Origin of the sequence: Anaerosacchariphilus hominis, assembly GCF_014290175.1 — a bacterium.
Taxonomy (GTDB): Bacteria; Bacillota; Clostridia; order Lachnospirales; family Lachnospiraceae; genus Laedolimicola; species Laedolimicola hominis.
In genome coordinates this window covers 171,092-196,689 of the sequence record NZ_JACOOR010000003.1, presented here as the reverse complement: position 1 = coordinate 196,689, position 25,598 = coordinate 171,092, and the positions used below count along the sequence as shown (strand labels likewise).

Below are 25,598 nucleotides of genomic sequence, written 5' to 3'. Positions count from 1 at the left end.
GGAGGTGAGAAAATTGGAAATCATTAGACACATCAAAGTGGATTTGTATGGAGACACACAGCATTTTGCAGTTGCAGCGAAACAGATGGATATGGGAACACGGTACATCGGAGTGACGCTCATGGAGGACGGTGTCGTGTATGAGATACCGGACAATGTGGAGGTCATTATCAACATGACCAAACCGGACAAGACACACGTTCACAACGATGGAGAAAAGTCCGGAAATGAGGCTCTCATTCCTCTCACAAGAGGCATGTTGCAGGTTCACGGAACAGCATTATGTGAGGTGCAGTTGTATCAAAATGGTGCATTGCTGACGAGTGCGACGTTTGAGATGGAGATTTTTCCGTCACAGCGGGATGAATCGGAAATCATTCACTCCGGAGAATATACAAGACTGGAGAACACCATTGCAGCAGCGAGAGAGGCTCTGCAAATCGCACAGGACACACAGAACACCATTGATGCAGCAGAGGCGGTCAGACAGGCACAGGAGCGGTTGAGAGAGGCTGCTGAAAAGGCAAGAGAAATCAAAGAGAGCCGGAGAGAGGATGACACCGCAAAGGCGATTGCAAAATGTGTCGAGGCGATGGAGGCAGCAATCGAGCAGACAAAGAAATGTCTGACAGCGACCGAGGAGGCAAACAAAATCATCATCAGTCAGTCCGGTCTTGATGCGATACTGGCAGCAGTCAAAGACTATTATGAACGCATCAGAGAACTTGAGACGGACATCAACATCAATGTGGATGGAGGAACACCAAAATCAACCGACCTCCTGCTTGTCAAGGGAGGAACACCGTTCACGACCGATTATGACAAGTATATCGCAGGAACGTCACACACAATTTGAGAAAGAGGTGAAAAAGAATGGCAACAGCAACAATCACTCTGAAAAAGGGAACGACCGCAGAGTGGACGGAGAGCAAGAGGGTTCTCGATGATGGAGAACTGGGTCTCGAAACCACGACAAGCGGTCACAGAATCATCCGAATCGGTAACGGTTCGACCGAGTTCATGAGCCTCCCTGTCGCATTTGACATCGAGGAGGTCAGAGAAATCAAGACCGGAATGGACAAAGATGCAAAAACGTACTATGACGACATGGTCAAAAAGGGAACGGAGTTGCTTGCAGAAATGAAAGCACTGGCAACGACTGTCGAACTGGAGGACGATGCGACACAAATCAAGTATCGAATGGGTATCTCAAACGGTACGTTGTATTTTGAGGAAATCACAAAGGAGGCAAGTGAATAATGGCAGCAGGTGACAGAATATTCATGGCGAAAGAATCCACGTCGCAGGAGATTCTTTCCAACACAAAGAAAATTATCGAGGACGCAAAAGCAAAACCGAAAAGATACGGAATGAGAATCAACCTCCTCGACAGCAATCCGGCAACCCGTGTCAAATATCTTTATGATGCGGTTGGAATGACACCCGCAGGAATGAATTTCGCAGGAGGCGGGTTCGATTATGGAGACTGGGGAGATATTTGGTTCGTAAAGAAAAACCGTCCGGTCATGGTAAGAACTGACGGAACGGTTGACTATGAACTGAATCATGAAAACCATGCTCTCAAGCTGAACGGAGGAGCATCGGACATCACAAAAACATCATACGGTGGAAATGCAATGTCCGAGATTCCTCTGATTTGGGTCAAGAGATGGACACAGAACAATTATCATTTTGTTGTGTTCTGTGAGGAGCAGTACGATGACACATACAAAGCATACGCACACACCGACGCAGACGGAAATGTCCTGCCCGTGACATATTTCCCGATGTACGAGGGTTCGGTTGTCAACAGCAGGATGCGTTCGCTCTCCGGTCTCACACCGACAGCGTCCATGACAGACGAGCAGGAGACGACCGCAGCAAAGCAGAACGGTGACAGATGGGATAAACAGTCATTTTCTGAAATCAACCTCATGTATGAAATGTGTACGATGATTACATGCAGCACCAACTCACAGGGCAAGTTTGGAAATGGAAACAGTCAGTCCGACAATTTCTTGCAGACCGGAACACTCAACGGAAAAGGACAGTTTTTCGGTTATACATCGACCACACAGGCAGTCAAAGTATTTTACTGCGAGAATTTCTTTGCGAACTACTGGAAACGTTTGAGAGGTCTGCTGCTTATCAACGGAGTTTATCATGTGAAAGCAGTTCCTCCGTACAACTCAACAGGTGCGGGGTACACAAACACAGGACTGACACCGTCCGGAACATCCGGAGGCTACTGTTCAAGAATGGAAATGGCATCCGACATCGGAAGAATCCCGACCGTTGCATCCGGAAGTGAGACCACATACGAATGTGATGGGTTATGGTTTAACAATACGATCGTTGCAGTTGCCCTGTTCGGTGGCCCCCGTGGCGGCGGGTCGAGGTGCGGTTTGTCGGGCTGGGCTGTGAACAGCCCTGCGACGTACGTGGGCACGTACATCGTGGCGGGCCTTTCTTGTAAACCGCCTGTTGCTGCTGCGTAAGCAGCGAGGGGGAACGGGGGAGATACTCCCCCGCAATAAAAAGGGAGGTTCGGAGGGTTTACCCTCCGAGGTGTCCGGTATGACAAGGATTTTCCACGATGATGGAAACGGGAGGCACATCCGACACAAACAGAAAAAATTGTGATAGAATCTCCGACATGACAAAAAGATGACCTTGACATGACAGGGGAATCGGTGTGCGTCCTTGCCCTGTTCGGTGGCAACCGTGGCAACGGGTCGAAGTGCGGTTTGTCGTACTGGAATGTGAACAACCCTGCGACGAACGTGAACACGAACATCGTGGCGAGCCAATCTTATCAAATTATGGAGCATTTAACCAAAAGCACACCTTTTTCCTACACCGCAGGGTGTTGAAATACACCTAACCAGTGGAAATGATACCGATGCAGGCAGGGTCGAGTAAGAATATCAGAAAGACCTTGAGGTGATAAGAAAGATGGGAAAGAAATCCGTCAATAACCTGTACAAGCCTATGTTAGAACATAGCAATGTTGAGCAAAAATTTCATAAAGCAGCAAAGGGCAAAACAGAACGTCCGGACGTTGCGGTGATATTAGAGCCGACCAACATTCAGAGACATGTCAAGAACGTCGTCGAGCAACTTGAGAACACTGCACCGGAGGGGTACGACGTACCGCATCCGGAAAAGGCATGGAAACCATCAAGACACGGGAAAGTTTGCATCAACGAGGGAACGAGCAGAAAAGTGAGAATGATTGAGAAACCTCGATACAATTATGAGCAGGTGATTCACCACATTGTCGTCTCTGCGTGTTATGACATTTTCATGAAAGGGATGTATGAGTTCTCGTGCGGGAGCGTTCCGAACAGGGGTGCTCATTATGGGAAAAAGTACATCGAGAGGTGGATTCAGCGAGACAAAAAGAACTGCAAATATGTTCTCAAGATGGATATTCGACACTTTTTCGAGAGTGTTGACCATGATGTCTTGAAAGCGTGGCTCAAGAAGAAAATCAGAGACGAGAGAATGTTGTACATCCTCGAACTGATAATTGACGGGAGCGAGGTCGGGTTGCCTTTAGGGTTTTACACATCGCAGTGGTTGTCAAATTTCATGTTGCAGCCTCTCGACCATTTCATCAAAGAACAGTTGAAAGCGGTGCATTATATCCGGTATATGGATGATATGGTGGTGTTCGGAAAGAACAAAAAGGAACTCCACAGGATGCAGCAGGAGATTGAGAGATTCTTGAGAGAAAAGTTCAACTTGCAGATGAAAGGAAACTGGCAGGTGTTCCGGTTCGATTACACAGAGAAAAAGACCGGAAAGAGAAAAGGGAGACCACTCGATTTCATGGGATTCCAGTTCTATCACGACAAGACGATTCTGCGGGAAAGCATCATGTTGAGTTGCACACGGAAAGTCAACCGTGTCGCAAAGAAAGAGAAAATCACATGGTACGATGCGACCGCAATTCTGTCATACATGGGTTACTTGAGCAATACAGACACATACGACATGTACCTGCAAAGGGTCAAGCCTTATGTGAATGTTAAGAAATTAAAGAAAATAGTTAGCAAACATTCAAAGAGAAAGGAGCGAGAAAAACATGAAAGAATGGAGAGAAGTGTTCGGAACGGAGGCAGAACAGCCGGAGGAGTTCGACACAACAGCATCACCGACAACGGTATATCAGAGACGCAATATCAAGAAAGCAACGAAAGAGGATGCAGACGGAAAGAAAATCACCGGATGGCAGCGAGAGGAGCGTGAGATGTCACGGGAGGAATATGACAGATTGACGCTCATGCAGGAGGTTGTTGCATCCAACACAACAGGAATCGTTGAATCCGTGACACAGTTTCAGAAAGATGCAGTCATCGACGAATACACACAGCAGTTGATTGAGGAGGGGTTGATTTAATATGAAAATACTTGTCGAAAGTCTGAAAAGAATGTACAAGAAAGGCACTCTCACCAAGGAACAGATCGCAGAGCGTGTCACAAAAGGAAGTATTTCAGCGGAGGAATATGAATACATCACGGGAGAAAAATATTCCGGTGGTGAAGTAAAATGACACCGCTTGAAATAATATCACGGTTGTGCGAGATAACGGAGGAGTTGTCCGGAATCGTGAAAAAGCAGCAAGAAATGATTGAACGCTCAAAAGTGGAGGAGGGGGTCAAAGAGGAACTCCGGAACATGGTCAATGAGGCAGACGGGAAACTGGATGTCCTTGAGTACCACATGAGACGATACTGCGACACCGACGACGTGGGAGCGTTCGGAAAGGAGCAGCCGAGTGACGATTGAACTCTCATTGTTGTTGAGCGGGATTTCCGTCGCATTTGCAATCTTTTTCGGGATTTCCAATAAAAAGCGGAATGACAAAAAGGATGCAGAGCAGGAGACGGAGGAACGTGCGACAGCGAACACACTCATGATGACAAAACTGGAGAACATTGCCGACGATGTCAAAGACATCAAACGTGACTACAAAGAGACACGGGCAGAGGTACAGAATTTACACGACAGGGTTCTCATAGTTGAGCAGTCATTGAAATCGTATCACAAGAGACTGGACGGGATGAATTTGAACATTAAGACCGACCAATAACAGGAGGGCGGGAACAGGCAAGAATCAACCACATAAAGGAGGCAACAAGTGAACAAAAGCAGGATGACGAACGCAGAGCGTCGCATGTATTTCCGGCATAAAAGAAAATTGTACCGGATAGAACAGCGGGCAGCAAAGCGGAAAAACAAAGTCTCCGGTCAGTTCATGAATCGTGTTGTTATCTGTATGATTCTTGCAGCATTTATCTACACAGTTGTGGCGATTATAGTGTTTGTGAGAGTGGGTGCTGAACCATCAACATTGACAGAGAATGTATTTCGATTCCTGTCAGTGGAGGGCGGTGCGATGGCACTCATTAAGTCAGTAAAGACGGTTACAAAAAAAGATACAGGAAAACAGCACGAGAACGAACCGGATGACATCAATGCAGACAATAATGAGGAGGTGCAGGGATGAAATTCATCGTTGAAAATTGGTTTGTTATCGTGGCAATAGCAGCAGTGGGAGGCTCTATCGGGTACGCAATTTATTCTTTTGTGAAAATGCCATCTGATAAGCAGTTGAGCAAGGTCAGAGAGTGGCTCTTGTATGCGGTGACAAAAGCAGAAAAGGAACTGGGAGCAGGAACAGGAAAACTCAAACTCCGGTATGTGTACGACATGTTTGTGGCAAGGTTTGAGTGGCTTGCAAAGGTCATCACATTCGACATGTTCAGCATGATGGTAGACGAGGCTCTTGAGCAAATGAGAACGATGCTTGACAGCAATGAGGCGGTGCAGAAACTCATTGCGAACGAGGCAGGTGAGGGCAGTGAGTGAAATTGAGATTTTCATGTCACAGCACTGGAGCACGATGGTGACGGTGTACATCATCGGGGCAGCAGTTACATTCGTTTTGACGTTTGTTATTTTTTGGATGCTTGAAAGGCAGTCCGAAAAAGAGGAGCGGGAAAAAGAGTTGTTTCCGGAATACTACGAGGAACAGGAAACGAAACAGGACAGAATCATGGTCAAACTGACATTTTTCATTTTGTCGGTATTGGTGGCGGTGATATGGATAGGAGTTCCGTTCATACTGGCTTTTATATTCATTATGTCAGTGATAGATGATTCCGGAGATAAGAAACAAAAGGAGGAAAAGAAATGATTTCAAATTGCGGACACGACGAGAGAGGAAAATATTCCGGAGGAAAAGCCGGAGATCAGACGGGAACAGAGTGGCAGATTATAAACTGGTATAACAGACCATGGAAATGCGTTCTCCGTCATCCGGATGCAGCAACGAGAAAACTCATTGCACAGATGGCAAAGGCAGCAGCAGTCAACAATATGGTCGGATATTGTCAGTCACACAGGGGAACATTTTGGACGAACCTTGCGGATTCAAATTTCGACCCTGCTCAAATCACAGTTCTGTGCGAGGCTGACTGTTCGTCCGGTGTTGCTGCAATCGTAAAAGGTGCAGGATATAGACTGAAAAATGAGAAACTGAAAAATGTGAGCACTGCATGTTATACCGGAAATCTGCGGGCAGCACTCAAGGCAGCAGGATTCGAGGTGCTGAAAGATAAAAAATATCTGACATCAGATGCGTATTTGCTTGAGGGCGACATTCTGTTGAACGATGGTGCTCATGTGGCGACGAACCTCACCAATGGAGCAAAGGCATCCGGAGGAGGTGCATCGCAGACAGTTCCAATCAATAGCAACGTGAAACTGGAGACCGCAAAAGGGTTCAACAAGAGCCTTGCAGGAACGTACAAGGTAACGGGAGCAGGAGCGTTGAATCTACGGTCGGGAGCAGGAACAGGAAAAGACAAGAAAGTCTTGACGACAATGCAGAGCGGAGAGACGTGTCAGTGTTATGGATATTACACGGATGTGTCCGGAGCGAAGTGGTTGTATGTAGCATATAAAAACGTGGTGGGATTTGCGTCGAGCAAATATCTCAAAAAGTAGCAGAGGAGGGCGAAAACATGTTATACTATTTAGGCAAAGGAACGGAGTTCAAAAAAGAGGACTGCAAGGAATACAAGACAATCGAGGGAGCGTTGAAAGCAGCAGCAAAAAACGAGGAACTGGTTGTGTGGGATGAAAACGGAAACGTCATCGGCTCACTCACGAACAATGTTCCGGAGGGAGCACTGGAGACAAATCCCGACGGTAGCGTGAACACCTACAATGCAGACGGGAACAAGGTCGGCACGATGACCGCAGAGGAACTCAAAGCAGCAACAACCCTCACCGATGAAAAGGATGCAGAGGGGCAGCAGGGCGACGACGCAGGAGCGTCCACAGACGACGAAAACGGAGGCACTGGAGGAAATGCACCAGTAGAACCGGAAAACGGGCAGAATGGGGCAAATAGCGAGCAGGAGAACGGACAGCAGACCTCCGGCGATGAAAAGGATGCAGAGGGGCAGCAGGGCGACGCAGGAGCGTCCACAGACGACGAAAACGGAGGCACTGGAGGAAATACACCAGTAGAACCGGAAAACGGGCAGAATGGGGCAAATAGCGAGCAGGAGAACGGACAGCAGACCTCCGGCGATGGAGACGATGCAGCAGGGCAGGAGACATCCGGAGACGATGAAAGAAAAGCAGAGGAACAGGTGTCCGATTCTGACACAATCTATCCGGAAAAGACCACAAGAGCGATCGTTGATTGTGATGGTGCTCTGAATCTCCGTCGTTCTGCATCATGGGGCAATGAAAGTATCTGCGGACGTGCAGTGAGAGGACAGTCGTATTATATCAAGGCAATTCACACAGTAGAGGGAAAGAAAATGCTTGAGACTATCGACGGAATTTTCCTGTCCGGTCAGCCGGAGCATGTTCGCATCATTGAGGTGTAAGTTCCGGACGGGTGTGTTATAATAAAACAACGGGAGAACTCTCCGAGGGGTTTGAGTAACACACGGGTAACTGACAAAATGCTTGAAAAGCCTTATTTTTCAAGGGTCGGAATTATGCAAGCGATAATTCAACCGAATATCAAAAAAGAGCAACAAACCCCGAAAATTCAGTATTTTCGGGGTTTTCTTTATATTCTGAAAATCTATCAAACATCCTCAAAACACACAAAAATCTATCGGTAACTAACACATAACTAACAGGTAACTAACAAATGATCACCATAATTAAAATAACTCATCTCCGTAATTTGTATATAAGAAGATATGATGTTGAAAAATGTCTTTTATTATCAATTGTAGTGGAGTATAATGATAGAAAGTACAAAGGGGAATTTTTATGAAATTACTTAAAACAAGTGACGAATTGATATCTCATATGAAAATAAAGGGAATAAAATTTGATATAGCTAAAGAAGAAGATGCAAAGGTATTTCTTCAAAATAATAATTACTACATGAAACTAGCATCTTATAGAGCCAATTATGACAAGCAAAAAAGTAACGATAAGTACATAAATCTTGATTTTGCTTATTTGCAGGAATTGTCAACCATTGATATGCATTTACGGTATTTAATATTGCAAATGTGTCTTGATGTCGAACATGCTTTAAAAACCAGATTGTTAAAAGATATAGAGGATAATCCAGAAGAAGATGGTTATGATATTATTAGAAGATTTGTTACAAAGTATGAGAGAAGTTGTCAAAATATACAGAAACACAAATCTAGTGAATATTGCAGAGAATTGATAGAGAAGTATTATCCATATTTTCCCGCATGGGTATTTGTAGAATTGATATCTTTTGGAGATATGGTGAAGTTGTATGAGTATTATACGGAGAGGTATCCAGGGCGTTTAAAAGATAGTGACTTGTTGTATTCAATAAGGGATTTAAGAAATGCAACTGCACATAGTAATTGCCTGATAAATAAACTTCAAAAAGGAACAAATAAGCCATCTGTTAAAATTATAAAATTTGTTTCAAATATAGATGGAATAGGTGCGTCTATGAGAAAGAACAAATTGAGTAATAAGTTTTTGTATGATTTTGTTACATTGCTTTATGTTTACAATGAATTTATTAATGCAGATGTTGTGAAAGAGAAGAGGTTTAAGCAGATACAAGAATTTATAGATGGTCGTGCAATAAAAAATAAAGAGTATTTTGATAAAAATGAATGCATAAAAACAGCATATTTTTTTGTAAAAAAAGTTGTTGACTATATAAATGAAGCGTGTTAAAATATATACACGATTAAAAAATTAACTTTTTGTAGGGAATGGGTCTTTACTCGTTCCCAATTTTTTTTGCATAAAGCAGTGTGGATAACATGAGAGATATTTTCGGTAACGAACACGTAACTGACAAAATGTGTTTGAATGTTTTAAAATCAATATTTGATGTTCTCAAAGAGATAATCAACAAGTTCAAAATGCTTGGAAAGCCCGAAAATTCAACGTTTTCGGGCTTTTTTTAATGCCCGAAACGGCTGATTCCGATGACGAAATTTGAGAAAATTTGACAGCGTTTATACCAATTTTGTGAGGCTTACCAGGGGTTTACCGACCATTTTTGCCCCCAAAAGGGCTTACAAAAGGGTTTACCAAAGGCCAATTTTGGATCTTATACTTGACAAAAAATTTTATTGGGTTCTCAAATTAGAGAGCGGTGGAAGGGAAAAATAGAGCATTTCACGAGTTTTGAGGAAATATGAGAAAATAAAATAACCTTTGCTTACATTACATAGAGTTTCCGTTTATTCATAAATGAATGGGAGCTCTTATTTTTTATCCTAAAAAAGTAAGGGAGGGTTTTAGAATGAACATGTACAACACAGAATTGGGTGCCGGACCGGGAAAAGAGAGCGGCGTGTCAGAACTGCAAATATTTGAAAACCAGGTCTTTGGACAGGTGCGGGTGTTCGTGAAGAATGGAGAGCCGTGGTTTGTGGCAGCAGATGTATGTAAAGCTATGGAAATTGCACCGACAGCGATCCGGAGATTGGATGATGATGAAAAAGCTGCCCTGCGTTTAACGCAGACCAGCTCTAATGGAGTGGTTCAGAATAGAGAAGTTGCGGCTGTAAATGAGCCGGGCCTGATGGAAAATCCGGAAGCTATCTATACACTGGCAGAACAGCTTCTTGCAGAAAAAGGAAAGAATAAGGAAATCAGTAAGCAGCTTAAAATGGCACAGCCAAAGGCAGATTATTTTGACGCTTTTGTGAATTCTGCGGATTGCACTTGTATCCGCTATTGTGGAAAGGAATTGGGAGTTCCACAGAATATGTTTGTATCGTTGCTGATGGAACACAAGTATTTATACCGAGATCGAAATGGCTGGTTAATGCCATATTCTGATAAGGTGGAAAAGGGATATTTCATTGTGCGAGACTGCTATGCGCGGAGTGGAAAGCTGGTGCAGCAGACACGGATGACCTGTAAGGGAAAGAGCCATATCAGCAGAGTCAGCTTGCAGAGCGTAAACAGTATCTGCATATGATCACGATACATTAGTTGCAGAATTGATGAGAATAAGCGGGAGCGATGCAATTATTGTATTAGCCAAAGAGATATGGTATTGTATAGAGAGTTTAACAAATCGGAATTGACAGAGGTAATGAAATGTTTGAAGAATTAGGAATTAGTTTTGGCACAGCACTAATCGTCTTACTTGCATTATATTTTATAATTAAGTGGGCGGTCAAAAATGGAATAAAAGAAGCCTATAGGGATATTACAGGGAAAGTCACTACCGAGGATATTGAGGCAGAACAAATATGTAACGAAGAGGAAAAATAGTTAATAAAGAGAGGTGCATATGCTATGCCAGGTATACTCGTGGTTGAAGATGATGAAAATTTAAATCGTGGAATTACATTTTCACTGAAAAAATCCGGATATGAGGTTTTTTCAGCAGAATCAGTGAAAAAAGCGAAAAGAATTGCAAGTGATAATAATGTGGATGTTACCATTTGTGATGTGAATCTTCCGGATGGGAATGGACTGGAATTTGTAAGGTGGATGAGATGCAATTATAATACATACATTATTTGTCTTACAGCACTAGATCAGGAGATGGATCAGGTCATGGGATATGAAGCAGGGGCAGATGATTATATTACAAAGCCGTTTAGTCTTTCGGTACTTCTTTTGAAAATAGAAGCACATTTCCGCCGCAGACAGGAGAAAACGGAAGCCGGAAAGATGATTTCGGGAGATATCGTATTTATCGCAGGAGAAATGAAAGTCCTGATAAAGAGTCGTGAAATCAGTCTGACAAAAACGGAGTTGAAAATGCTGACTTTTTTTCTTCAGAATCCGAAACAGATTCTTTCAAAAACACAAATATTGGAAAATGTGTTTGATCTGGAAGGGGATTTTGTGGATGAAAATACAATCGCTGTCAATATCAGAAGACTCCGTGAGAAAATCGAAGACAATCCGGCTGCACCGGTCTATATAAAGAATATCAGAGGTCTTGGGTATATATGGAATCAGGAGGTAAGGCAGTGACAAAGAGATATCACAGGAAACTCACATCAGCCTTGTCTTTGGTATTGCCGGTCATATTAGTGTTTGCAATATTAAATTGCTTTACCACGTATGTGTTTTATGAAGATTATAAATATAAAATGAATCTTATGACAGAGATTGCTGCAAAGGAAGAATTTTCCGGTCTGGATGCTGTTTCGGAATTGCTTAAGGATAAGGATATTGAAACTAACGAACAGGGAAGGCGATTATTGGAGCAATATGGATACTGGGGGAATAAAGGGAATGCATTTTATTCGCAATTCCGGCATCAGGTTATGGTGACCGGTGCTGTAAGCACTGTGATATGCGTGCTTCTTTTGACTTTTTTACTTTATTGGAAGAAAAAAGCAGATGCGTGTCATCAGAAAATTTTAGACCAGTTGGAAGAAATTCTGATCAGATTCCGTGAAAATAAATTTGATGATTTACTGAAAACGGAAAATCATGCAGAACTGGAAAAATTGAATGACCAGCTTGAAGCAATCGGACATCATATTCAGTTGCTAAAGGAAGAAGCACGGGCAGAAAAAGAGAGTACGAAAGAAATGGTTTCTGATATCTCTCACCAGCTAAAGACACCGGTTGCAGCTTTGGATACATGTTTTAGTGTGCTGATGCAGAATGACTTAAGTGCCACAGAACAGGAGGAGTTTCGTATCCGTTGTCGGAGTGCTCTGGATGGACTGGAGACATTATTGCAGTCGCTTCTTGAAATATCCAAGATGGAAACTGGACTGATTCAGATTAATAAGAAAAAACTTTCGCTTATGGATACTGTCATATCTGCTGTGAACCGCACTTATCCTAAAGCGGATGAGAAAGAAATTGAATTCGTTTTTGACTATGAAAAAGAGCTGGAAACATGCACGATTATGCAGGATAAAAGGTGGCTTGGTGAAGCTGTGATCAACGTTCTGGATAATGCGGTCAAGTACAGTCCGTGTGGTTCAAAAATATTTATCCGGTTACAAAAAAGAAACGATCTTGTAAGAATGGAAATTGAGGATCAGGGAATTGGTATTCCGCAGAATGAGTATCACAAAATCTTTCAACGATTTTACAGAGGAAGTTCCAAGGAGGTCATGGAAAAGAGTGGTACAGGAATCGGACTTTTTCTATCGAGAGAAATTATCGAAAAACACGCAGGTACGATTACGGTAACCTCCGGCAAAAAGAAAAAAGGAAGCACGTTTGTGATTCAATTACCATATGTTGGTTAAATTTTAAGTGAGCAGAAATCTTACAATTCTGTAAGACTTCTGCTCGTTTTTTGAAAGTGAAATGAAAGATTGCCCTGATACAATTTGGATGTAGGATGAAAAGGAGACAACACATGAGTGTGATATTAGAAACCAAGCAGCTTTGTAAGTTTTATGGCGCAGGTGAGAATCAGGTCAAAGCGGTCAATCAGGTGGACATTCAGATTGAGCAGGGAGAATTTGTCGCAATTGTTGGAAAGTCAGGTTCCGGTAAAAGTACATTACTTCATATGCTTGGAGGGCTTGATACCCCGACAAAAGGCAGTGTTACTTTAGCGGGGAAAGATTTATACAGGATGAAGGAAGATGCCCTTGCTGTTTTCCGCAGAAGAAAAATCGGATTTGTTTTTCAGGCATTTAATCTGGTTTCATCTGTTAATGTCTGGGAAAATATTGTGCTGCCACTGGGGCTGGATGGAAGAAAAGTGGATGAAGCGTATGTAAATGATATTATTGCAACTCTGGGGATTGAAAACCGGATTTATAATCTGCCAAATCAGTTATCCGGAGGACAGCAGCAGAGAGTAGCAATTGCAAGAGCACTGGTGAATCGTCCGGAAATTATATTTGCAGATGAGCCGACAGGCAATCTTGATTCTAAGACCAGTGATGAGGTAATCGCTCTGCTTAAGATGACAGCAAAAAAATATGGACAGACAATTGTAATGATTACCCATGATGACGAAATTGCACAGGTCGCTGACCGTATTCTGGTGATTGAGGACGGACAGGTGGTGGATTTCAGATGAAGACAATAAGCAGGATTGCATATAGCAATGACAAAAGGAACAGGACAAGAAGTATACTGATCATGATGGCAATCTGTCTGACCACGATGCTGCTTGTTATCATCAGTACTGTGGGAAATGGGGTAATTCATTTACAGAAAAGTCAGGCGGCAAGCTCATACGGAAGTAACTACGGCCTGTTTATCGCCGCAGATGGTACGCAATTAAAAGAAGTGGAACGCAGAGCTGAGATATCTGATATCGGCATCATGTGTACGGAGGGCATCCTGAAAGGAAATGAAAATGGCGGCTTTGTCAGTGCGGATGAAACGGTCAGGAAAATGCTTCCCTATAATCAGGAATATGTGTTGAAGGAAGGTACCTATCCGGAAAAGGCGCAGGAAATTGCCGCAGGACGCGCTTTCTTTGATGCAGAGGGATACCATGATGTAAAGGTCGGAGACACCGTAACATTGGAGTACCGTTCCGGCATGCAGTCGGAATACGCACCGGTGGAATTTACTGTCAGCGGGATTTTATATGACCGGGATGAATATACCATCGAGGCTTCCTATGTTGTATTCGGTTCGCAGGATTTTTATAATGAGCGTGTTGCGGAGGGTGACAGGCAATATAATATCTATTTTACCTTGAGCGATTCTGCAAATGTATCTATGAATAATGTTGCGCCTGTTATAAAAGAAATCGCGGATTCCTGCGGCATTGACCAGAAAAACGTGATCATCAATGACCTCTACCTGCAGTGGGTATTGCAGCCGAGCTATGAAATGATTGTGGTTTGTGGAACCCTGATCCTCGGAATCGTGCTGTTTTCCGTTGTGGTCATTTATAATATCTTCCAGGTCGGGATCGCCCAGAAGGTTCAGGAGTACGGAAAAATCAAGGCGCTGGGTGCAACCAGAAAGCAGATGAAGCAGTTGATCTTTCGTGAGGGCATTCTTCTGGCGGTTCCTTCGATACCGCTGGGGCTGCTGTTTGGTTTCCTGATTGCAAAAGTCAGCTTCAACTGGCTGGTGGAGCAGGGAAATCTGGTATCGTCCGGAATCAAGAACCATCAGGTGCCTCTGTTTTCACTGACAATTATGCTCATCTGCATTTTTGTATCGTTTCTTACGGTCGTTTTGGCTCTGCGCAAACCCATGAAAATTGTTTCCCGGATTTCACCCATCGAAGCGACACGGTATCTTGACGGCTCCAAAACGCAAAAACAGGGCAGACGAAAAGGCAGAAAAGATGTCACCGTTTTCTCCATGGCAATGGCAAATGTGACAGGCAATCCGAAAAGAACCATTGCTACGATTCTTACCATGGGGCTTTCTTGTGTATTGTTTGTAATTATCTCTAATTATGTTGGGAATATTGACACGGAGCACGAGGCGCGGATTGCAATCAACCATGGACAATTTGAGTTGCAGCTGGATTATTCCCAGAATTATGATGAAGCCTATTCGGAGAATAATCTGGACACAATCCTACAGAACAATCCACTGAATGATTCTTTGATTAAAGAAATCAAAAGCATTCCAGGAGTGACAGATGTCATGACGAGAGAGATTGTCTCTGTAAATCTGAACGGAACAAGATATCCGGCTGATATTGTGAGTAAAAATGATTTTGATTTTATGCGCCAAGACGGGGATATTGGCTCTATGGACTATGATCAGGCGGTAAAGAATGGTGAAATTTTCTTTGGCTGGTCGGCGTGGATGGAACAAGATGGATATGCTCCGGGTGAATCTATTGTATTTGACTTTGAGAATGGAAGTGAAACCTATACCTATCAGGGAAAGATTGCAGGATCCTTTGTAAGCGCGGACACTTATCTTGTCATTCCGGAAGGTGTATACCGTTCCATGAATCCGAGGGGAACAGCCTATGGCTATCTGTGGGTGGACTGTGATAAAAAAGATGTTGCATCTGTGGAACAGAGTCTGAATACTTTGATTTCTAATACTTCGCATATAAAAATGGATACCTATCATGCACAGTTACAATCTGCAGAATACGCAAGCCGTATGATGAAGCTTGGCTGCTATCTGTTCATGGCAATTGTCGGTCTCATTGGGTTTATGAATCTGGCAAACACCATGATCATCAATATCATCACGAAGAAGCAGGAATACGGTGTGCTGCAAGCGGTAGGCATGACCAATAAGCAGTTGAATCTGAGCTTACAAATACAGGGCTTGATTTTTACGGTTGGCACCATCTGCGTCGCACTTGCTGCCGGTCTGCCCCTTGGCTATGCACTGTTTTCCTATGCGAAGCATAATGGGATTTTTGGAATGAACGTTTATCACGTTCCTCTTATCCCGATTCTTGTTATGATTCTTCTGGTTGGTATTCTACAAATTGTGCTTTCCTGTGTTTTAAGCAGTAATCTGAAAAAGGAAACGCTGGTAGAAAGAATAAGGTATCAGGGATAGCAAGTATTGCTGGGATATCCTCAGTATCATAACAGGAATTAAAAGCACTTGGCTTCAAAAAGTTTTGTACTTTTGACAAAATGCAACCGATTTTTCATCAATTATAATAAATTTGATTAAGCAGCCTGTGTGTAATGAAGCATACAGGCTGCTTGCATTTTATAACTCTAATGAATCTTCTGCATCTACCCACATCTGTAAATTGCCCTCAAGATATAATCTCACATATTCAAGTGGTTCATCGACTGCAAGTGAAGTCAATGCACAGTCTGATCCGGGTGTGGTTTTTAAATCCTTTTCGGCTTCCCAGCAGTCAATGCGAAGCATATAGCCAACATTTGTATAAATGTCAATGCTGTTTCGTTGTGGATTGTATTCTGCAAATATTGTTCTCATCGTATCCCATCTCCTTATCATTTAATCAATCATTAGTATATAATCTGGAATGAAAAGAAGCAGGACAATGGGAGATGAGACCCAATGCCCTGCTTCTCTGTTTATTCGGAACGAACTGTAATATATTTTTGATTGCGACTTTTAGGTTTATCGGGAATAGTCATTTCTAATTGCCCGGATTTTAAAAGCGGATTGATATGCTTCAAAGTGAAGTTTCTTAAATCTTTGAAGCCGCAAAATACTGCAAGCTCTTTCTTGGATTTTGGTGTTGTGCAAAAAGCCAAAATCTGTTTGGATACCGTTGATAGTTCAATAACTTGGTGGGTAACTTGGTGGATAACTTGGTGGGCGTCACCCTCTAAGTTGTAGTTTACATTTTTCAAGATGACTCTGAAATCTGTCGCTGTTGAGGAAAATTCGGGCTTATATGCCTCTGTGTATCCAGGCAGCTTTTCGGTTTCACTGACGATTTTGCGTAGGCCACTTCCACGGCGTTCCATGTACTTCATGCGGTGGAACAGGTCAGCAATCACAGGGTTTCGTCGCATGGAACGGATACTGTAAATATCGTATTCCTGAATTGAGCCGCCGCCAAACATACCGCCCGGAGATGTGATTTCCACCCGATCATCAAACATATCAATATGGATTTCGCTGCCAAGTACAATATAATCACGATGGATAAGCGCATTGACAAGAGCCTCTGTCACAGCTCGTTCCGCATAATCCGGCTTGTCTACCCGATACTGTGCCTCTTTGACAAAACGGACTTTGGAATTATTGCGAATAAATTCACTGCCGCTGTTCAGTAGATAAATCAGATTCCCTTCGTATTCTTTATCGTCCAATGCATCATCAAAGATAGAGCCTTTTTCCAAGCCATTCCACCGGGTACAGAACATACGGGAGTTATAAACTGTGTGCTGATCAGTCATGAGTTTTCCGGCATTGGTCAGGAGTCCATTTTTATCAGTCAAACCAAAGGAAACATAATCGGATGGCTCAAAGCGGAGACCGGTCCGTTCCAGATAGGTTGCTTCCAGAAGTGTAAAGCTGTAATCCTTTTTTACCGCATCTGTTGTTAGGGTATCAAAGGACTGATTGGTTCCCTTTAAGATCAGTTCATTCACAATGTAATCCGGGGCAATTACGTTTTCATTTCCAACACGGATATATGCTTCCATCACGCCGTCTGCCTTGTAATAATATGGGGTGCTACGGCCGGGAGAAACTTTAACCAGCTTTTGGGTTTCTTTATTTCAAGTGCAACTTTGAAATCACATTCTGTTGCTTCAGCAATGAGCTGTTCTATTATAGAAAGCGCTACATTATAGAATTACATTCATTCCTACATCAAAAACAAGAGTTTGCTGTATAGAATCATAATATGGCTGAGTCAGTCCTCACCTCCGGGGCTGTCTCTTTTTTTATAAAAACTTATACAATCTTAGTTTCGATTGCAGGACCCTTTTCCCCACTTAATACTTTAAGCGGTATTATGGCCTTGCAAGAAAGAAATGAGGTGAACAATTATGAGCATTACAAATGCGGCGAGAAGATTTGAACAGAGATTTGACGCAAAAGCGGAGCGCTTTATTTGGCATCATCCGCTACTTGGCTTCATCTCCATCTTTGTTGGAATGCCCTTACTGGTTTTGGCGTGTGTCTGTATCAGTACGATCGTTATCGCCTTTCCTATGGCATGGCTTTTGGGTTGGTTGTAATCTTTATTTCATCTTTAAACGCACAAAAGATGACTAATGCCATTTTTAGAGGAAAGGTTTTATGATATTGGGGACAGCAAAAAAGGAGGATGAATCTTATGCAAATGCTAATTGCACTCATAGGTGTATGTGCGGCAGCAATGCTGCTGTGGTATGTCTATATTTTAATGAAGGGAGATGATCAGGCATGAGCACCATGATTCAGTATGCTTTATACCTTGCCATTCTGGTTGTTTTGGCAATTCCGCTTGGCGCATACATAAAAAACGTCATGAGTGGCGAGAAAACTTTTTTGTCCAAAGTTCTGACACCGTGCGAAAACCTGATTTACGAGGTTATGCGTGTAGACAGAGAAGAACAGATGACATGGAAGAAATATGCGGTAAGTGTAATGATTTTTTCCGGTATCGGGCTTGTTTTTCTGTTCCTGCTTCAACTTCTGCAGGGAGTTCTTCCCGGAAACCCGCAGCATCTTTCCGGTGTGAAATGGGATTTGGCATTTAACACTTCTGCAAGTTTCATTACCAATACAAACTGGCAGGCATATTCCGGTGAATCCACATTGAGTTATCTCACTCAGGCTTTAGGTCTGACTGTTCAGAACTTTGTTTCCGCAGCTACAGGTATCGCCGTTCTATTTGCATTGATCCGTGGCTTTATCAAGGTGAAATCCTCCGGGCTGGGAAGCTTTTGGGTGGACTTGACCCGCATTGTGGTTCACATCCTGCTCCCGCTGAATCTGGTCATTTCTCTGTTGCTGATAGGCGGCGGCGTGATTCAGAACCTGAAAAGTGCAGAAACAGTATCCCTTGTAGAACCGATTGCCGTCAGTGCAGAAGGCGAAATCCTTGAGGATGCGGTAATTGACTTAGACACCGAAACCGTCACTGTAGATGGCGAAATCGTTTCGAATGCACAGATCGTCACCGAGCAGTTCGTACCGATGGGTCCTGCGACCAGCCAGGTCGCAATCAAACAGACCGGCACCAACGGCGGCGGTTATATGGGCGTCAACTCCGCACATCCTTTGGAAAATCCCAATGCCTTTACCAATCTGATCGAAATGATTTCCATTCTGCTGATTCCGGCAGCACTGTGTTTCACATTCGGTTCTGCGGTAAAGAACAAGAGGCAGGGTATTGCAATCTTTATGGCAATGTTTCTCTGTCTGGTTGTTGCCTTGGGCTGCATCGCCGTTACTGAACAGGCTGGAACATCCCAGCTTGCACAAAACGGCGCAGTCAATATGTCAATGGCAGAACAGGCGGGCGGCAATATGGAGGGTAAGGAGACTCGCTTCGGCATTGCAGCGTCCTCTACCTGGGCAGCCTTCACCACAGCAGCTTCTAACGGCTCTGTAAATTCCATGCATGACAGCTACACGCCGCTTGCCGGTATGGTGACTATGCTGCTGATGCAGCTCGGCGAGGTTATTTTCGGCGGCGTGGGCTGCGGCCTTTACGGTATGTTTGCTTTTGCCATTCTGGCGGTGTTTATTGCCGGTCTGATGGTAGGCCGCACTCCGGAATTCCTTGGCAAGAAAATTGAGCCTTATGAGATGAAATGGTCGGTACTGGTTTGCCTTGCAACACCCATTGCAATTCTGGTCGGCAGCGGCCTTGCCGCTGTAGTACCCTCTGTCATGGATAGCCTGCATAACGGCGGTGCCCACGGTTTCTCTGAAATGCTGTATGCCTACTCATCCTGTGGTGGCAATAACGGCTCTGCCTTTGCTGGTTTCAATGCGAATACCGTATTTCTGAATGTAAGCCTGGGACTGATGATGCTCTTTGCCCGGTTTCTGCCCATCATCGGCACACTTGCAATCGCAGGCAGCCTGGCTGGGAAAAAGAAAATTGCCACGACTGCGGGCACCTTGTCTACCACAAATGGAATGTTTGTTTTCCTGCTGATTGTTGTGGTATTGCTGATCGGTGCGCTGAGCTTCTTCCCGGCGCTTGCCCTTGGCCCGCTTGCTGAGTTCTTTGGCAGCATTGCGTAAAGGAGGTTTACAGATATGCGTACAAAACAGAAAAGTGCTTTTGCCGACCGGAAAATGCTCGGCAGGGCAATGAAAGATTCTTTTGTGAAATTAAGTCCGAAAACACAGGCAAAAAACCCGGTCATGTTTTTGGTTTTTGTGTCTGCGATCTTGAGCAGTATCCTTTGGGTGGTATCCCTGTTCGGGTTAAAAGACGCTCCAAGCGGATATACACTGGCGATTGCCATTATACTTTGGTTTACCGTGCTATTTGCCAACTTTGCCGAGGCCATTGCAGAAGGCCGTGGTAAAGCACAGGCAGATTCTCTCCGGGCATCCCGAAAAGATGTGGACGCACATAAAATTCCCTCCGTATCGCAGAAGGACAGCGTGACTGTGGTTCCATCCGCCCTGCTGAAAAAGGGGGAACTGGTGATTGTCAAAGCCGGAGAGCAGATTCCGGCAGACGGTGAAGTCATAGAAGGTGCGGCATCTGTGGATGAAAGCGCCATCACCGGCGAATCCGCTCCTGTAATTCGTGAGGCAGGCGGCGACCGCAGCGCTGTAACCGGCGGCACCACTGTACTGTCGGACTGGATTGTTGTCAGAGTGACCAACGAAGCCGGAGAAAGCTTTCTGGACAAGATGATTGCGATGGTAGAAGGTGCTGCCCGAAAGAAGACGCCCAACGAAATTGCTTTGCAGATTTTTCTGGTAGCCTTGTCCATTATCTTTATCTTGGTGACAGTCTCCCTCTACACTTATTCCATTTTTTCTGCAAAGCTGGCGGGAATTGAGAATCCCACCTCTGTAACAACTTTGGTAGCGCTGCTGGTATGCCTTGCTCCTACTACCATTGGTGCTTTGCTTTCTGCCATCGGTATTGCCGGTATGTCCCGACTGAACCAGGCAAATGTTCTGGCCATGAGTGGTCGTGCCATTGAAGCCGCCGGTGATGTAGACATTCTGATGCTTGACAAAACCGGAACAATCACCCTGGGCAATCGACAGGCATCGGAGTTCATTCCGGTAGATGGTGTTGATATTCAGGAACTGGCGGACACCGCTCAGCTTTCTTCTCTGGCCGATGAAACCCCCGAGGGCAGAAGCGTTGTTGTGCTGGCAAAGGAGCAGTTTGGAATTCGTGGTAGAAGCCTTCAGGACAAGAATATGCACTTTGTCCCATTTACTGCGGTGACTCGTATGAGCGGCGTCGACTTTGACGGCAACGAAATCCGAAAAGGCGCAGCAGATGCCATGCAGAGTTATGTGACCCATGCAGGCGGAATGTATTCTCCGGACTGTGATCGAGTTGTCAAGTCTATTGCGTCCAAGGGCGGCACACCTCTGGTTGTGGCTAAGAACCACAAAATTCTCGGCGTTATCTATTTGAAGGATATTATCAAGCAGGGTGTGAAGGAGAAATTCGCAGATCTGCGGAAAATGGGCATCAAGACCATTATGATCACCGGCGACAATCCGATTACTGCTGCGGCCATTGCTGCCGAGGCCGGTGTGGATGACTTCCTTGCGGAAGCAACGCCGGAAGGAAAGCTGGCAATGATTCGTGATTTTCAGGCCAAGGGTCATTTGGTCGCCATGACAGGCGACGGCACCAACGACGCTCCGGCTTTGGCACAAGCAGATGTTGCAGTTGCCATGAACAGCGGCACACAAGCAGCAAAAGAAGCAGGTAACATGGTGGATTTGGACTCTTCACCCACAAAACTGATCGACATTGTTCGCATCGGCAAACAGCTTTTGATGACACGAGGCAGCCTGACTACCTTCTCCATTGCCAACGATGTGGCAAAATACTTTGCCATTATTCCGGCGCTGTTTATGGGACTTTATCCGGGACTGTCTGCTCTGAATATTATGGGGCTACATTCCCCGCAAAGCGCTGTCCTCTCTGCGATTATTTATAATGCACTCATCATTATTGCGCTCATTCCGTTGGCGCTAAAAGGTGTGAAATATCGTGAAGTTGCTGCTGGAAAGCTGCTGTCACGGAACCTGCTGGTTTATGGTCTGGGCGGTCTGGCGGCTCCCTTTATCTTTGTGAAACTGATTGATGTTCTGCTGGTGTTTACCGGCCTGGTATAAGGAGGGGATATATCATGAAAACAATAAAAAGTGTATTACCAAAGGCAGGTATGATCTTTTTAATCTTTACTCTGCTGTGCGGCGTGATCTATACGGGTGTTGTCACAGGATTTGCTCAGCTTATTTTCTCGGATAATGCCAATGGAAGTATCATTGAAGTAGATGGAAAAAAATACGGCTGTGAGTTGCTGGGGCAGCAATATACGGATGAGTCCCATATGTGGGGGCGCATTATGAATATCGATGTTTCTACCTATACAGATGAAAACGGAAAGGCGCTGATGTATGCCGCCCCATCTAACATCTCTCCGGCAAGCGAGGAGTATGCACAGCTCGTGGCAGAGCGGGTGGAAAAGCTCCGGGCTGCCGACCCGGATATGGATGAAACAGCTGTTCCGGTGGAGCTTGTCACCTGTTCCGGCAGTGGGCTTGATCCCCATATTTCCCCGGCGGCAGCGGAGTATCAGGTAGCACGCATTGCAAAAGCGAATGATATGACCGATGATGAAGTGCGTGAGATCATCCAAAACTGCACCGACGGACGATTCCTTGGCATCTTTGGCGAAGAAACCGTTAATGTGTTGGAGGTCAATCTGATGCTGGATGGTATCCTGGATGAATAAATGAACATAGCAAAAATTGTGATGTCTTATGCAGGATTCTGACAAGGAAACAGCTGATTGAATTTCTGGCACAAGCTCATGATAAAAAAGAATAAGTCCTGCATCTTTAGACGGCCTTAATACAGATACACATTCTCTTTTACCTTCTTTACGCCCTTTGATTTATGATTAAGGGCACATAAAGGGGTATAAAGGAGGATTGCAGTTATGGGAGTAGTGTTGTTAAAAAGGAAGTTGACTTCGTTTCAAATTATCATCCTCGGGTTTTCCGGTGTGATCCTTTTCGGCACCTTCCTTTTAATGCTACCGTTTTCCAGTCGCAGCGGACTGGCAACGCCTTTCTCGGAGGCATTGTTTACTTCTACTTCAGCAGTCTGTGTAACCGGACTCATTATACATGATACGGCAACATACTGGTCGGCCTTCGGCCAGTTTGTCATTTTACTGCTGATTCAGATTGGAGGCATGGGGGTTATTACCGTAGCCGCATCCTTTGCAATGATTTCCGGGCGGAAGATTTCTTTGATGCAGCGCAGTACCATGCAGGAGGCGATTTCAGCGCCAAAGGTAGGAGGAATCGTTCGCCTGACTGGCTTTATCGTCAGGGTGACACTGGTGATGGAACTGCTGTGTGCAGCCGTGATGGCACCGGTGTTTTGCCGTGACTTCGGAAAAATTGGCCTTTGGATGGCACTGTTTCATTCCGTGTCCGCTTTTTGCAACGCAGGCTTTGATCTGTTGGGTGTGCGCACTCCCTTTTCCTCCCTGACCAGCTATGCAGCGAATCCAGTCATAAACCTTACTATTATGTTCTTAATTGTGTTTGGCGGCATCGGCTTTCTGACTTGGGATGATATTCGGACAAATCGATTGCATTTGCGCAAATATCGGATGCAGAGCAAGGTGATTCTTTGTACCACAGCAGTTTTATTGATCGCTCCGGCAATGTACTTTTATTTTTTTGAGTTTGCTGATCTCACACGAAAGGAACGGCTTTTATCTTCTCTTTTTCAAGCCGTGACACCACGAACGGCGGGTTTTAATACGGTGGAATTAACGGATTTAAGTGAGGCGGGACAATTTATCACCATTGCGCTGATGCTGATCGGCGGTAGTCCCGGGTCTACCGCAGGCGGTTTGAAAACAACAACCATTGCTGTTTTGCTTACCACTGCAATTTCCACCTTTCGGCGCAGGGAAAATGCAAACCTCTTTGGACGTCGCATCGATGATGATGTCGTAAAAAATGCAGCGACAATTTCGCTTATGTATATCACGCTATGTTGTACCGGTGGCCTTATCATCAGCGTTTCCGAAGGACTTCCCATGCTTACCTGCCTTTTTGAAACTGCCTCGGCTGTTGGCACAGTCGGCCTGTCCCTGGGAATTACGCCGGAACTGAATCTGTTCTCACGGAGTGTTTTGATTCTGCTGATGTTTTTTGGACGAGTCGGTGGCCTTACATTAATTTTTGCGGCCTTGTCCAGTGCACAAAAGAAAGTTTCAAAACTACCAAAGGAAAAAATAACAGTAGGATAAAGGAGACATTATGAAATCAATTCTTCTAATTGGTCTGGGGCGATTTGGAAAGCATATTGCCCTGCACTTAAATCATTTGGGTCATCAAGTGATGGCGGTAGATACTTCGGAGGAACGTGTAGAGGCTGTTCTGCCCCTTGTTACCAATGCACAGATTGGAGACAGTACGAATGCCGATTTTTTGGAATCTCTCGGTGTTCGCAACTATGATGTATGCATTGTGGCCATCGGCAACAACTTTCAAAGTTCATTGGAAACAACTTCTCTGCTCAGTGAATTAGGAGCGAGGTTTGTAGTTTCCAGAGCTGCAACTGATGTTCAGGAAAAATTTTTGCTGCGTAACGGTGCAAATGAAGTAGTCTACCCGGAAAAACAGCTCGCAAAGTGGACAGCAATCCGTTACAGTGCGAATCACATTCTCGATTACATAGAACTGGACGAAAATCATGCCATGTTTGAGATTCCCATTCCCAAAGATTGGGCGGACCATTCGATTGGAGAGCTTGATATTCGTAAAAAATTCGATATTAACATTATGGGAATCAAGAAAAGCGGCAAGCTGGAGTTATCTATTTCTTCAGACACAGTGCTGAAAGCAGGAGATACCATGTTGGCGTTGGGAAGTAACAGAAATTTGCAAAAGTGCTTTCATACTTGATTTCAAGAAAAATCAAAGGAATTGGGGGGTGAATCCATGCAGGATGTTATTTTACTTGTAAGTACATCAGCTATATTTATTTTTGGGTATTTTCTGATGAATAAACTGGATGTTTTTCTGGAAAACAATTGGAATAGACAAGAAACTGCTCTGACTTACGGCGAAAACAGCTTGCGAATTGGTTTTTCCAACCCATTCATGGCAGGCGGTCTCGCAGATACTTTCGAGACTTACGGAAAGCAGCATCCAGATGTCTCTATCCATATTTTCAGCGGAGAAGAAAGTGAATTGTGCAGAGAACTGGAAACACACAAATTGGACATAATTTTTTTACCAGAGAATACAGACATATCAAAAAAAACTCATTATAATGCACGGATGGTGCTTCTTCGTTGCGCCCCAGTTGTGATGGAATATGCTGACTTTCCCATTGAGCCGATTACCCAGAATCAAATCACACAAATAGCACTATGGAGGGATTCCAAAAAATCACCTGTCATCGATTTTTTCATTGGATGCCTGAACAAATTTGCCGTGGATCAGTCGCAGATGTAGGTTTTGACGTTGTGTGTTATAATATTGAAAAAGGGAATCGCTTTTACTTGAGTGACAGATAGGAGGGTTA

Annotated in this window: 28 protein-coding genes and 1 pseudogene; 27 read left to right on the top strand and 2 right to left on the bottom strand. The window is 44.3% G+C overall.

What is annotated here, in order from left to right; translation table 11 throughout:
• Window positions 1-4 precede the first annotated feature (4 nt).
• The 20 genes from H8S44_RS05820 to H8S44_RS05725 all read left to right on the top strand — a co-directional run bounded on the left by H8S44_RS05820 (window position 5) and on the right by H8S44_RS05725 (window position 15,946).
• Window positions 5-856, top strand: a complete 852-nt coding sequence (locus tag H8S44_RS05820; RefSeq protein WP_055062297.1) for a BppU family phage baseplate upper protein — start codon at window positions 5-7, stop codon at window positions 854-856.
• Window positions 857-873: 17 nt separating this feature from the next.
• Window positions 874-1,260 carry a hypothetical protein gene (locus tag H8S44_RS05815; protein ID WP_003506196.1) on the top strand — a complete coding sequence of 129 codons (387 nt, stop codon included), beginning with the start codon at window positions 874-876 and terminating at the stop codon, window positions 1,258-1,260.
• Complete coding sequence (locus H8S44_RS05810) at window positions 1,260-2,498, top strand: hypothetical protein (protein ID WP_186871680.1); 1,239 nt, start codon at window positions 1,260-1,262, stop codon at window positions 2,496-2,498. Before H8S44_RS05815 ends, H8S44_RS05810 begins: the two co-directional genes overlap by 1 nt.
• Window positions 2,499-2,955: 457 nt before the next feature.
• The gene (locus H8S44_RS05805; RefSeq protein ID WP_118492883.1) at window positions 2,956-4,254 is read left to right on the top strand and encodes an RNA-directed DNA polymerase; all 1,299 of its coding nucleotides are present in this window, start codon (window positions 2,956-2,958) and stop codon (window positions 4,252-4,254) included.
• A 1-nt stretch (window position 4,255) separates the two neighbouring features.
• The gene (locus H8S44_RS05800) at window positions 4,256-4,405 is read left to right on the top strand and encodes a hypothetical protein (protein WP_004605279.1); all 150 of its coding nucleotides are present in this window, start codon (window positions 4,256-4,258) and stop codon (window positions 4,403-4,405) included.
• A 1-nt stretch (window position 4,406) separates the two neighbouring features.
• A complete protein-coding gene (locus H8S44_RS05795) occupies window positions 4,407-4,559 on the top strand; it encodes an XkdX family protein (RefSeq protein ID WP_081337312.1) in 153 nt (50 codons plus the stop codon).
• A 56-nt stretch (window positions 4,560-4,615) separates the two neighbouring features.
• Window positions 4,616-4,795, top strand: coding sequence for a hypothetical protein (locus H8S44_RS05790; protein ID WP_227056834.1), 180 nt, complete (start codon window positions 4,616-4,618; stop codon window positions 4,793-4,795).
• Complete coding sequence (locus H8S44_RS05785) at window positions 4,785-5,099, top strand: hypothetical protein (RefSeq protein WP_186871679.1); 315 nt, start codon at window positions 4,785-4,787, stop codon at window positions 5,097-5,099. Before H8S44_RS05790 ends, H8S44_RS05785 begins: the two co-directional genes overlap by 11 nt.
• A 48-nt stretch (window positions 5,100-5,147) precedes the next feature.
• Window positions 5,148-5,516: a hypothetical protein gene (locus H8S44_RS05780; RefSeq protein ID WP_003506207.1), complete on the top strand. Its 369-nt coding sequence runs from the start codon at window positions 5,148-5,150 to the stop codon at window positions 5,514-5,516.
• Window positions 5,513-5,878, top strand: a complete 366-nt coding sequence (locus H8S44_RS05775) for a hypothetical protein (RefSeq protein WP_069424292.1) — start codon at window positions 5,513-5,515, stop codon at window positions 5,876-5,878. Before H8S44_RS05780 ends, H8S44_RS05775 begins: the two co-directional genes overlap by 4 nt.
• Window positions 5,871-6,206 carry a hypothetical protein gene (locus H8S44_RS05770; protein ID WP_055062292.1) on the top strand — a complete coding sequence of 112 codons (336 nt, stop codon included), beginning with the start codon at window positions 5,871-5,873 and terminating at the stop codon, window positions 6,204-6,206. The genes H8S44_RS05775 and H8S44_RS05770 overlap by 8 nt, the downstream gene beginning before the upstream one ends.
• On the top strand, window positions 6,203-7,018 hold the full coding sequence (locus tag H8S44_RS05765; RefSeq protein ID WP_186871678.1) for an endolysin-like domain-containing protein: 816 nt from the start codon (window positions 6,203-6,205) through the stop codon (window positions 7,016-7,018). Before H8S44_RS05770 ends, H8S44_RS05765 begins: the two co-directional genes overlap by 4 nt.
• A 17-nt stretch (window positions 7,019-7,035) precedes the next feature.
• A complete protein-coding gene (locus H8S44_RS05760) occupies window positions 7,036-7,914 on the top strand; it encodes an ICP22 family protein (RefSeq protein ID WP_243167489.1) in 879 nt (292 codons plus the stop codon).
• Window positions 7,915-8,311: 397 nt separating this feature from the next.
• Window positions 8,312-9,217 (top strand): Abi family protein, encoded by a 906-nt coding sequence (locus H8S44_RS05755; RefSeq protein ID WP_117822102.1) that lies wholly within the window; start codon window positions 8,312-8,314, stop codon window positions 9,215-9,217.
• Between the two features lie 577 nt (window positions 9,218-9,794).
• The gene (locus H8S44_RS05750) at window positions 9,795-10,478 is read left to right on the top strand and encodes a phage antirepressor KilAC domain-containing protein (RefSeq protein WP_243167487.1); all 684 of its coding nucleotides are present in this window, start codon (window positions 9,795-9,797) and stop codon (window positions 10,476-10,478) included.
• Window positions 10,479-10,600: 122 nt separating this feature from the next.
• A complete protein-coding gene (locus H8S44_RS05745) occupies window positions 10,601-10,777 on the top strand; it encodes a DUF6019 family protein (RefSeq protein ID WP_021939191.1) in 177 nt (58 codons plus the stop codon).
• A 24-nt stretch (window positions 10,778-10,801) separates the two neighbouring features.
• Window positions 10,802-11,491, top strand: coding sequence for a response regulator transcription factor (locus H8S44_RS05740; protein ID WP_008120506.1), 690 nt, complete (start codon window positions 10,802-10,804; stop codon window positions 11,489-11,491).
• A complete protein-coding gene (locus tag H8S44_RS05735) occupies window positions 11,467-12,732 on the top strand; it encodes a sensor histidine kinase (protein WP_186871676.1) in 1,266 nt (421 codons plus the stop codon). Before H8S44_RS05740 ends, H8S44_RS05735 begins: the two co-directional genes overlap by 25 nt.
• Window positions 12,733-12,845: 113 nt before the next feature.
• On the top strand, window positions 12,846-13,520 hold the full coding sequence (locus tag H8S44_RS05730; protein ID WP_006426335.1) for an ABC transporter ATP-binding protein: 675 nt from the start codon (window positions 12,846-12,848) through the stop codon (window positions 13,518-13,520).
• On the top strand, window positions 13,517-15,946 hold the full coding sequence (locus H8S44_RS05725; protein ID WP_186871675.1) for an ABC transporter permease: 2,430 nt from the start codon (window positions 13,517-13,519) through the stop codon (window positions 15,944-15,946). Before H8S44_RS05730 ends, H8S44_RS05725 begins: the two co-directional genes overlap by 4 nt.
• 159 nt (window positions 15,947-16,105) lie before the next feature.
• Here H8S44_RS05725 and H8S44_RS05720 read toward each other — a convergent pair whose 3' ends face one another.
• Both H8S44_RS05720 and H8S44_RS05715 read right to left on the bottom strand, forming a co-directional pair.
• Window positions 16,106-16,342, bottom strand: a complete 237-nt coding sequence (locus tag H8S44_RS05720; protein ID WP_186871674.1) for a DUF6061 family protein — start codon at window positions 16,340-16,342, stop codon at window positions 16,106-16,108.
• A gap of 101 nt (window positions 16,343-16,443) precedes the next feature.
• Window positions 16,444-17,657 (bottom strand): annotated as a pseudogene (locus H8S44_RS05715) (ATP-binding protein).
• Between the two features lie 217 nt (window positions 17,658-17,874).
• Here H8S44_RS05715 and H8S44_RS05710 point away from each other — a divergent pair.
• From H8S44_RS05710 to H8S44_RS05680, 7 genes are all read left to right on the top strand, one after another.
• Complete coding sequence (locus tag H8S44_RS05710) at window positions 17,875-18,066, top strand: hypothetical protein (protein ID WP_186871672.1); 192 nt, start codon at window positions 17,875-17,877, stop codon at window positions 18,064-18,066.
• A gap of 187 nt (window positions 18,067-18,253) precedes the next feature.
• Entirely contained in the window at window positions 18,254-20,068 is a 1,815-nt protein-coding gene (kdpA, locus tag H8S44_RS05705; protein ID WP_186871671.1) for a potassium-transporting ATPase subunit KdpA, read from the top strand.
• A gap of 15 nt (window positions 20,069-20,083) precedes the next feature.
• Window positions 20,084-22,153 carry a potassium-transporting ATPase subunit KdpB gene (gene kdpB, locus H8S44_RS05700; RefSeq protein ID WP_186871670.1) on the top strand — a complete coding sequence of 690 codons (2,070 nt, stop codon included), beginning with the start codon at window positions 20,084-20,086 and terminating at the stop codon, window positions 22,151-22,153.
• A gap of 14 nt (window positions 22,154-22,167) precedes the next feature.
• The gene (gene kdpC, locus H8S44_RS05695; RefSeq protein WP_186871669.1) at window positions 22,168-22,776 is read left to right on the top strand and encodes a potassium-transporting ATPase subunit KdpC; all 609 of its coding nucleotides are present in this window, start codon (window positions 22,168-22,170) and stop codon (window positions 22,774-22,776) included.
• Between the two features lie 207 nt (window positions 22,777-22,983).
• A complete protein-coding gene (locus H8S44_RS05690) occupies window positions 22,984-24,315 on the top strand; it encodes a TrkH family potassium uptake protein (RefSeq protein WP_186871668.1) in 1,332 nt (443 codons plus the stop codon).
• A gap of 10 nt (window positions 24,316-24,325) precedes the next feature.
• Window positions 24,326-24,973 (top strand): potassium channel family protein, encoded by a 648-nt coding sequence (locus H8S44_RS05685; RefSeq protein WP_186871667.1) that lies wholly within the window; start codon window positions 24,326-24,328, stop codon window positions 24,971-24,973.
• A 36-nt stretch (window positions 24,974-25,009) separates the two neighbouring features.
• Window positions 25,010-25,528: a type 2 periplasmic-binding domain-containing protein gene (locus tag H8S44_RS05680; RefSeq protein WP_186871666.1), complete on the top strand. Its 519-nt coding sequence runs from the start codon at window positions 25,010-25,012 to the stop codon at window positions 25,526-25,528.
• Window positions 25,529-25,598 lie beyond the last annotated feature (70 nt).

Excerpts from the sequence above, each read along its gene's own strand:
- H8S44_RS05720 (WP_186871674.1), bottom strand. The coding sequence starts at position 16,342 with ATGAGAACAATATTTGCAGAATACAATCCACAACGAAACAGCATTGAC.
- kdpA (WP_186871671.1), top strand. The coding sequence starts at position 18,254 with ATGAGCACCATGATTCAGTATGCTTTATACCTTGCCATTCTGGTTGTT.
- H8S44_RS05765 (WP_186871678.1), top strand. The coding sequence starts at position 6,203 with ATGATTTCAAATTGCGGACACGACGAGAGAGGAAAATATTCCGGAGGA.
- H8S44_RS05685 (WP_186871667.1), top strand. The coding sequence starts at position 24,326 with ATGAAATCAATTCTTCTAATTGGTCTGGGGCGATTTGGAAAGCATATT.
- H8S44_RS05730 (WP_006426335.1), top strand. The coding sequence starts at position 12,846 with ATGAGTGTGATATTAGAAACCAAGCAGCTTTGTAAGTTTTATGGCGCA.
- H8S44_RS05795 (WP_081337312.1), top strand. The coding sequence starts at position 4,407 with ATGAAAATACTTGTCGAAAGTCTGAAAAGAATGTACAAGAAAGGCACT.
- H8S44_RS05680 (WP_186871666.1), top strand. The coding sequence starts at position 25,010 with ATGCAGGATGTTATTTTACTTGTAAGTACATCAGCTATATTTATTTTT.
- H8S44_RS05805 (WP_118492883.1), top strand. The coding sequence starts at position 2,956 with ATGGGAAAGAAATCCGTCAATAACCTGTACAAGCCTATGTTAGAACAT.
- H8S44_RS05755 (WP_117822102.1), top strand. The coding sequence starts at position 8,312 with ATGAAATTACTTAAAACAAGTGACGAATTGATATCTCATATGAAAATA.
- H8S44_RS05760 (WP_243167489.1), top strand. The coding sequence starts at position 7,036 with ATGTTATACTATTTAGGCAAAGGAACGGAGTTCAAAAAAGAGGACTGC.
- kdpB (WP_186871670.1), top strand. The coding sequence starts at position 20,084 with ATGCGTACAAAACAGAAAAGTGCTTTTGCCGACCGGAAAATGCTCGGC.
- H8S44_RS05775 (WP_069424292.1), top strand. The coding sequence starts at position 5,513 with ATGAAATTCATCGTTGAAAATTGGTTTGTTATCGTGGCAATAGCAGCA.
- H8S44_RS05800 (WP_004605279.1), top strand. The coding sequence starts at position 4,256 with ATGTCACGGGAGGAATATGACAGATTGACGCTCATGCAGGAGGTTGTT.
- H8S44_RS05725 (WP_186871675.1), top strand. The coding sequence starts at position 13,517 with ATGAAGACAATAAGCAGGATTGCATATAGCAATGACAAAAGGAACAGG.
- H8S44_RS05815 (WP_003506196.1), top strand. The coding sequence starts at position 874 with ATGGCAACAGCAACAATCACTCTGAAAAAGGGAACGACCGCAGAGTGG.
- H8S44_RS05750 (WP_243167487.1), top strand. The coding sequence starts at position 9,795 with ATGAACATGTACAACACAGAATTGGGTGCCGGACCGGGAAAAGAGAGC.
- H8S44_RS05745 (WP_021939191.1), top strand. The coding sequence starts at position 10,601 with ATGTTTGAAGAATTAGGAATTAGTTTTGGCACAGCACTAATCGTCTTA.
- H8S44_RS05810 (WP_186871680.1), top strand. The coding sequence starts at position 1,260 with ATGGCAGCAGGTGACAGAATATTCATGGCGAAAGAATCCACGTCGCAG.
- H8S44_RS05735 (WP_186871676.1), top strand. The coding sequence starts at position 11,467 with ATGGAATCAGGAGGTAAGGCAGTGACAAAGAGATATCACAGGAAACTC.
- kdpC (WP_186871669.1), top strand. The coding sequence starts at position 22,168 with ATGAAAACAATAAAAAGTGTATTACCAAAGGCAGGTATGATCTTTTTA.
- H8S44_RS05740 (WP_008120506.1), top strand. The coding sequence starts at position 10,802 with ATGCCAGGTATACTCGTGGTTGAAGATGATGAAAATTTAAATCGTGGA.
- H8S44_RS05710 (WP_186871672.1), top strand. The coding sequence starts at position 17,875 with ATGAGCATTACAAATGCGGCGAGAAGATTTGAACAGAGATTTGACGCA.
- H8S44_RS05690 (WP_186871668.1), top strand. The coding sequence starts at position 22,984 with ATGGGAGTAGTGTTGTTAAAAAGGAAGTTGACTTCGTTTCAAATTATC.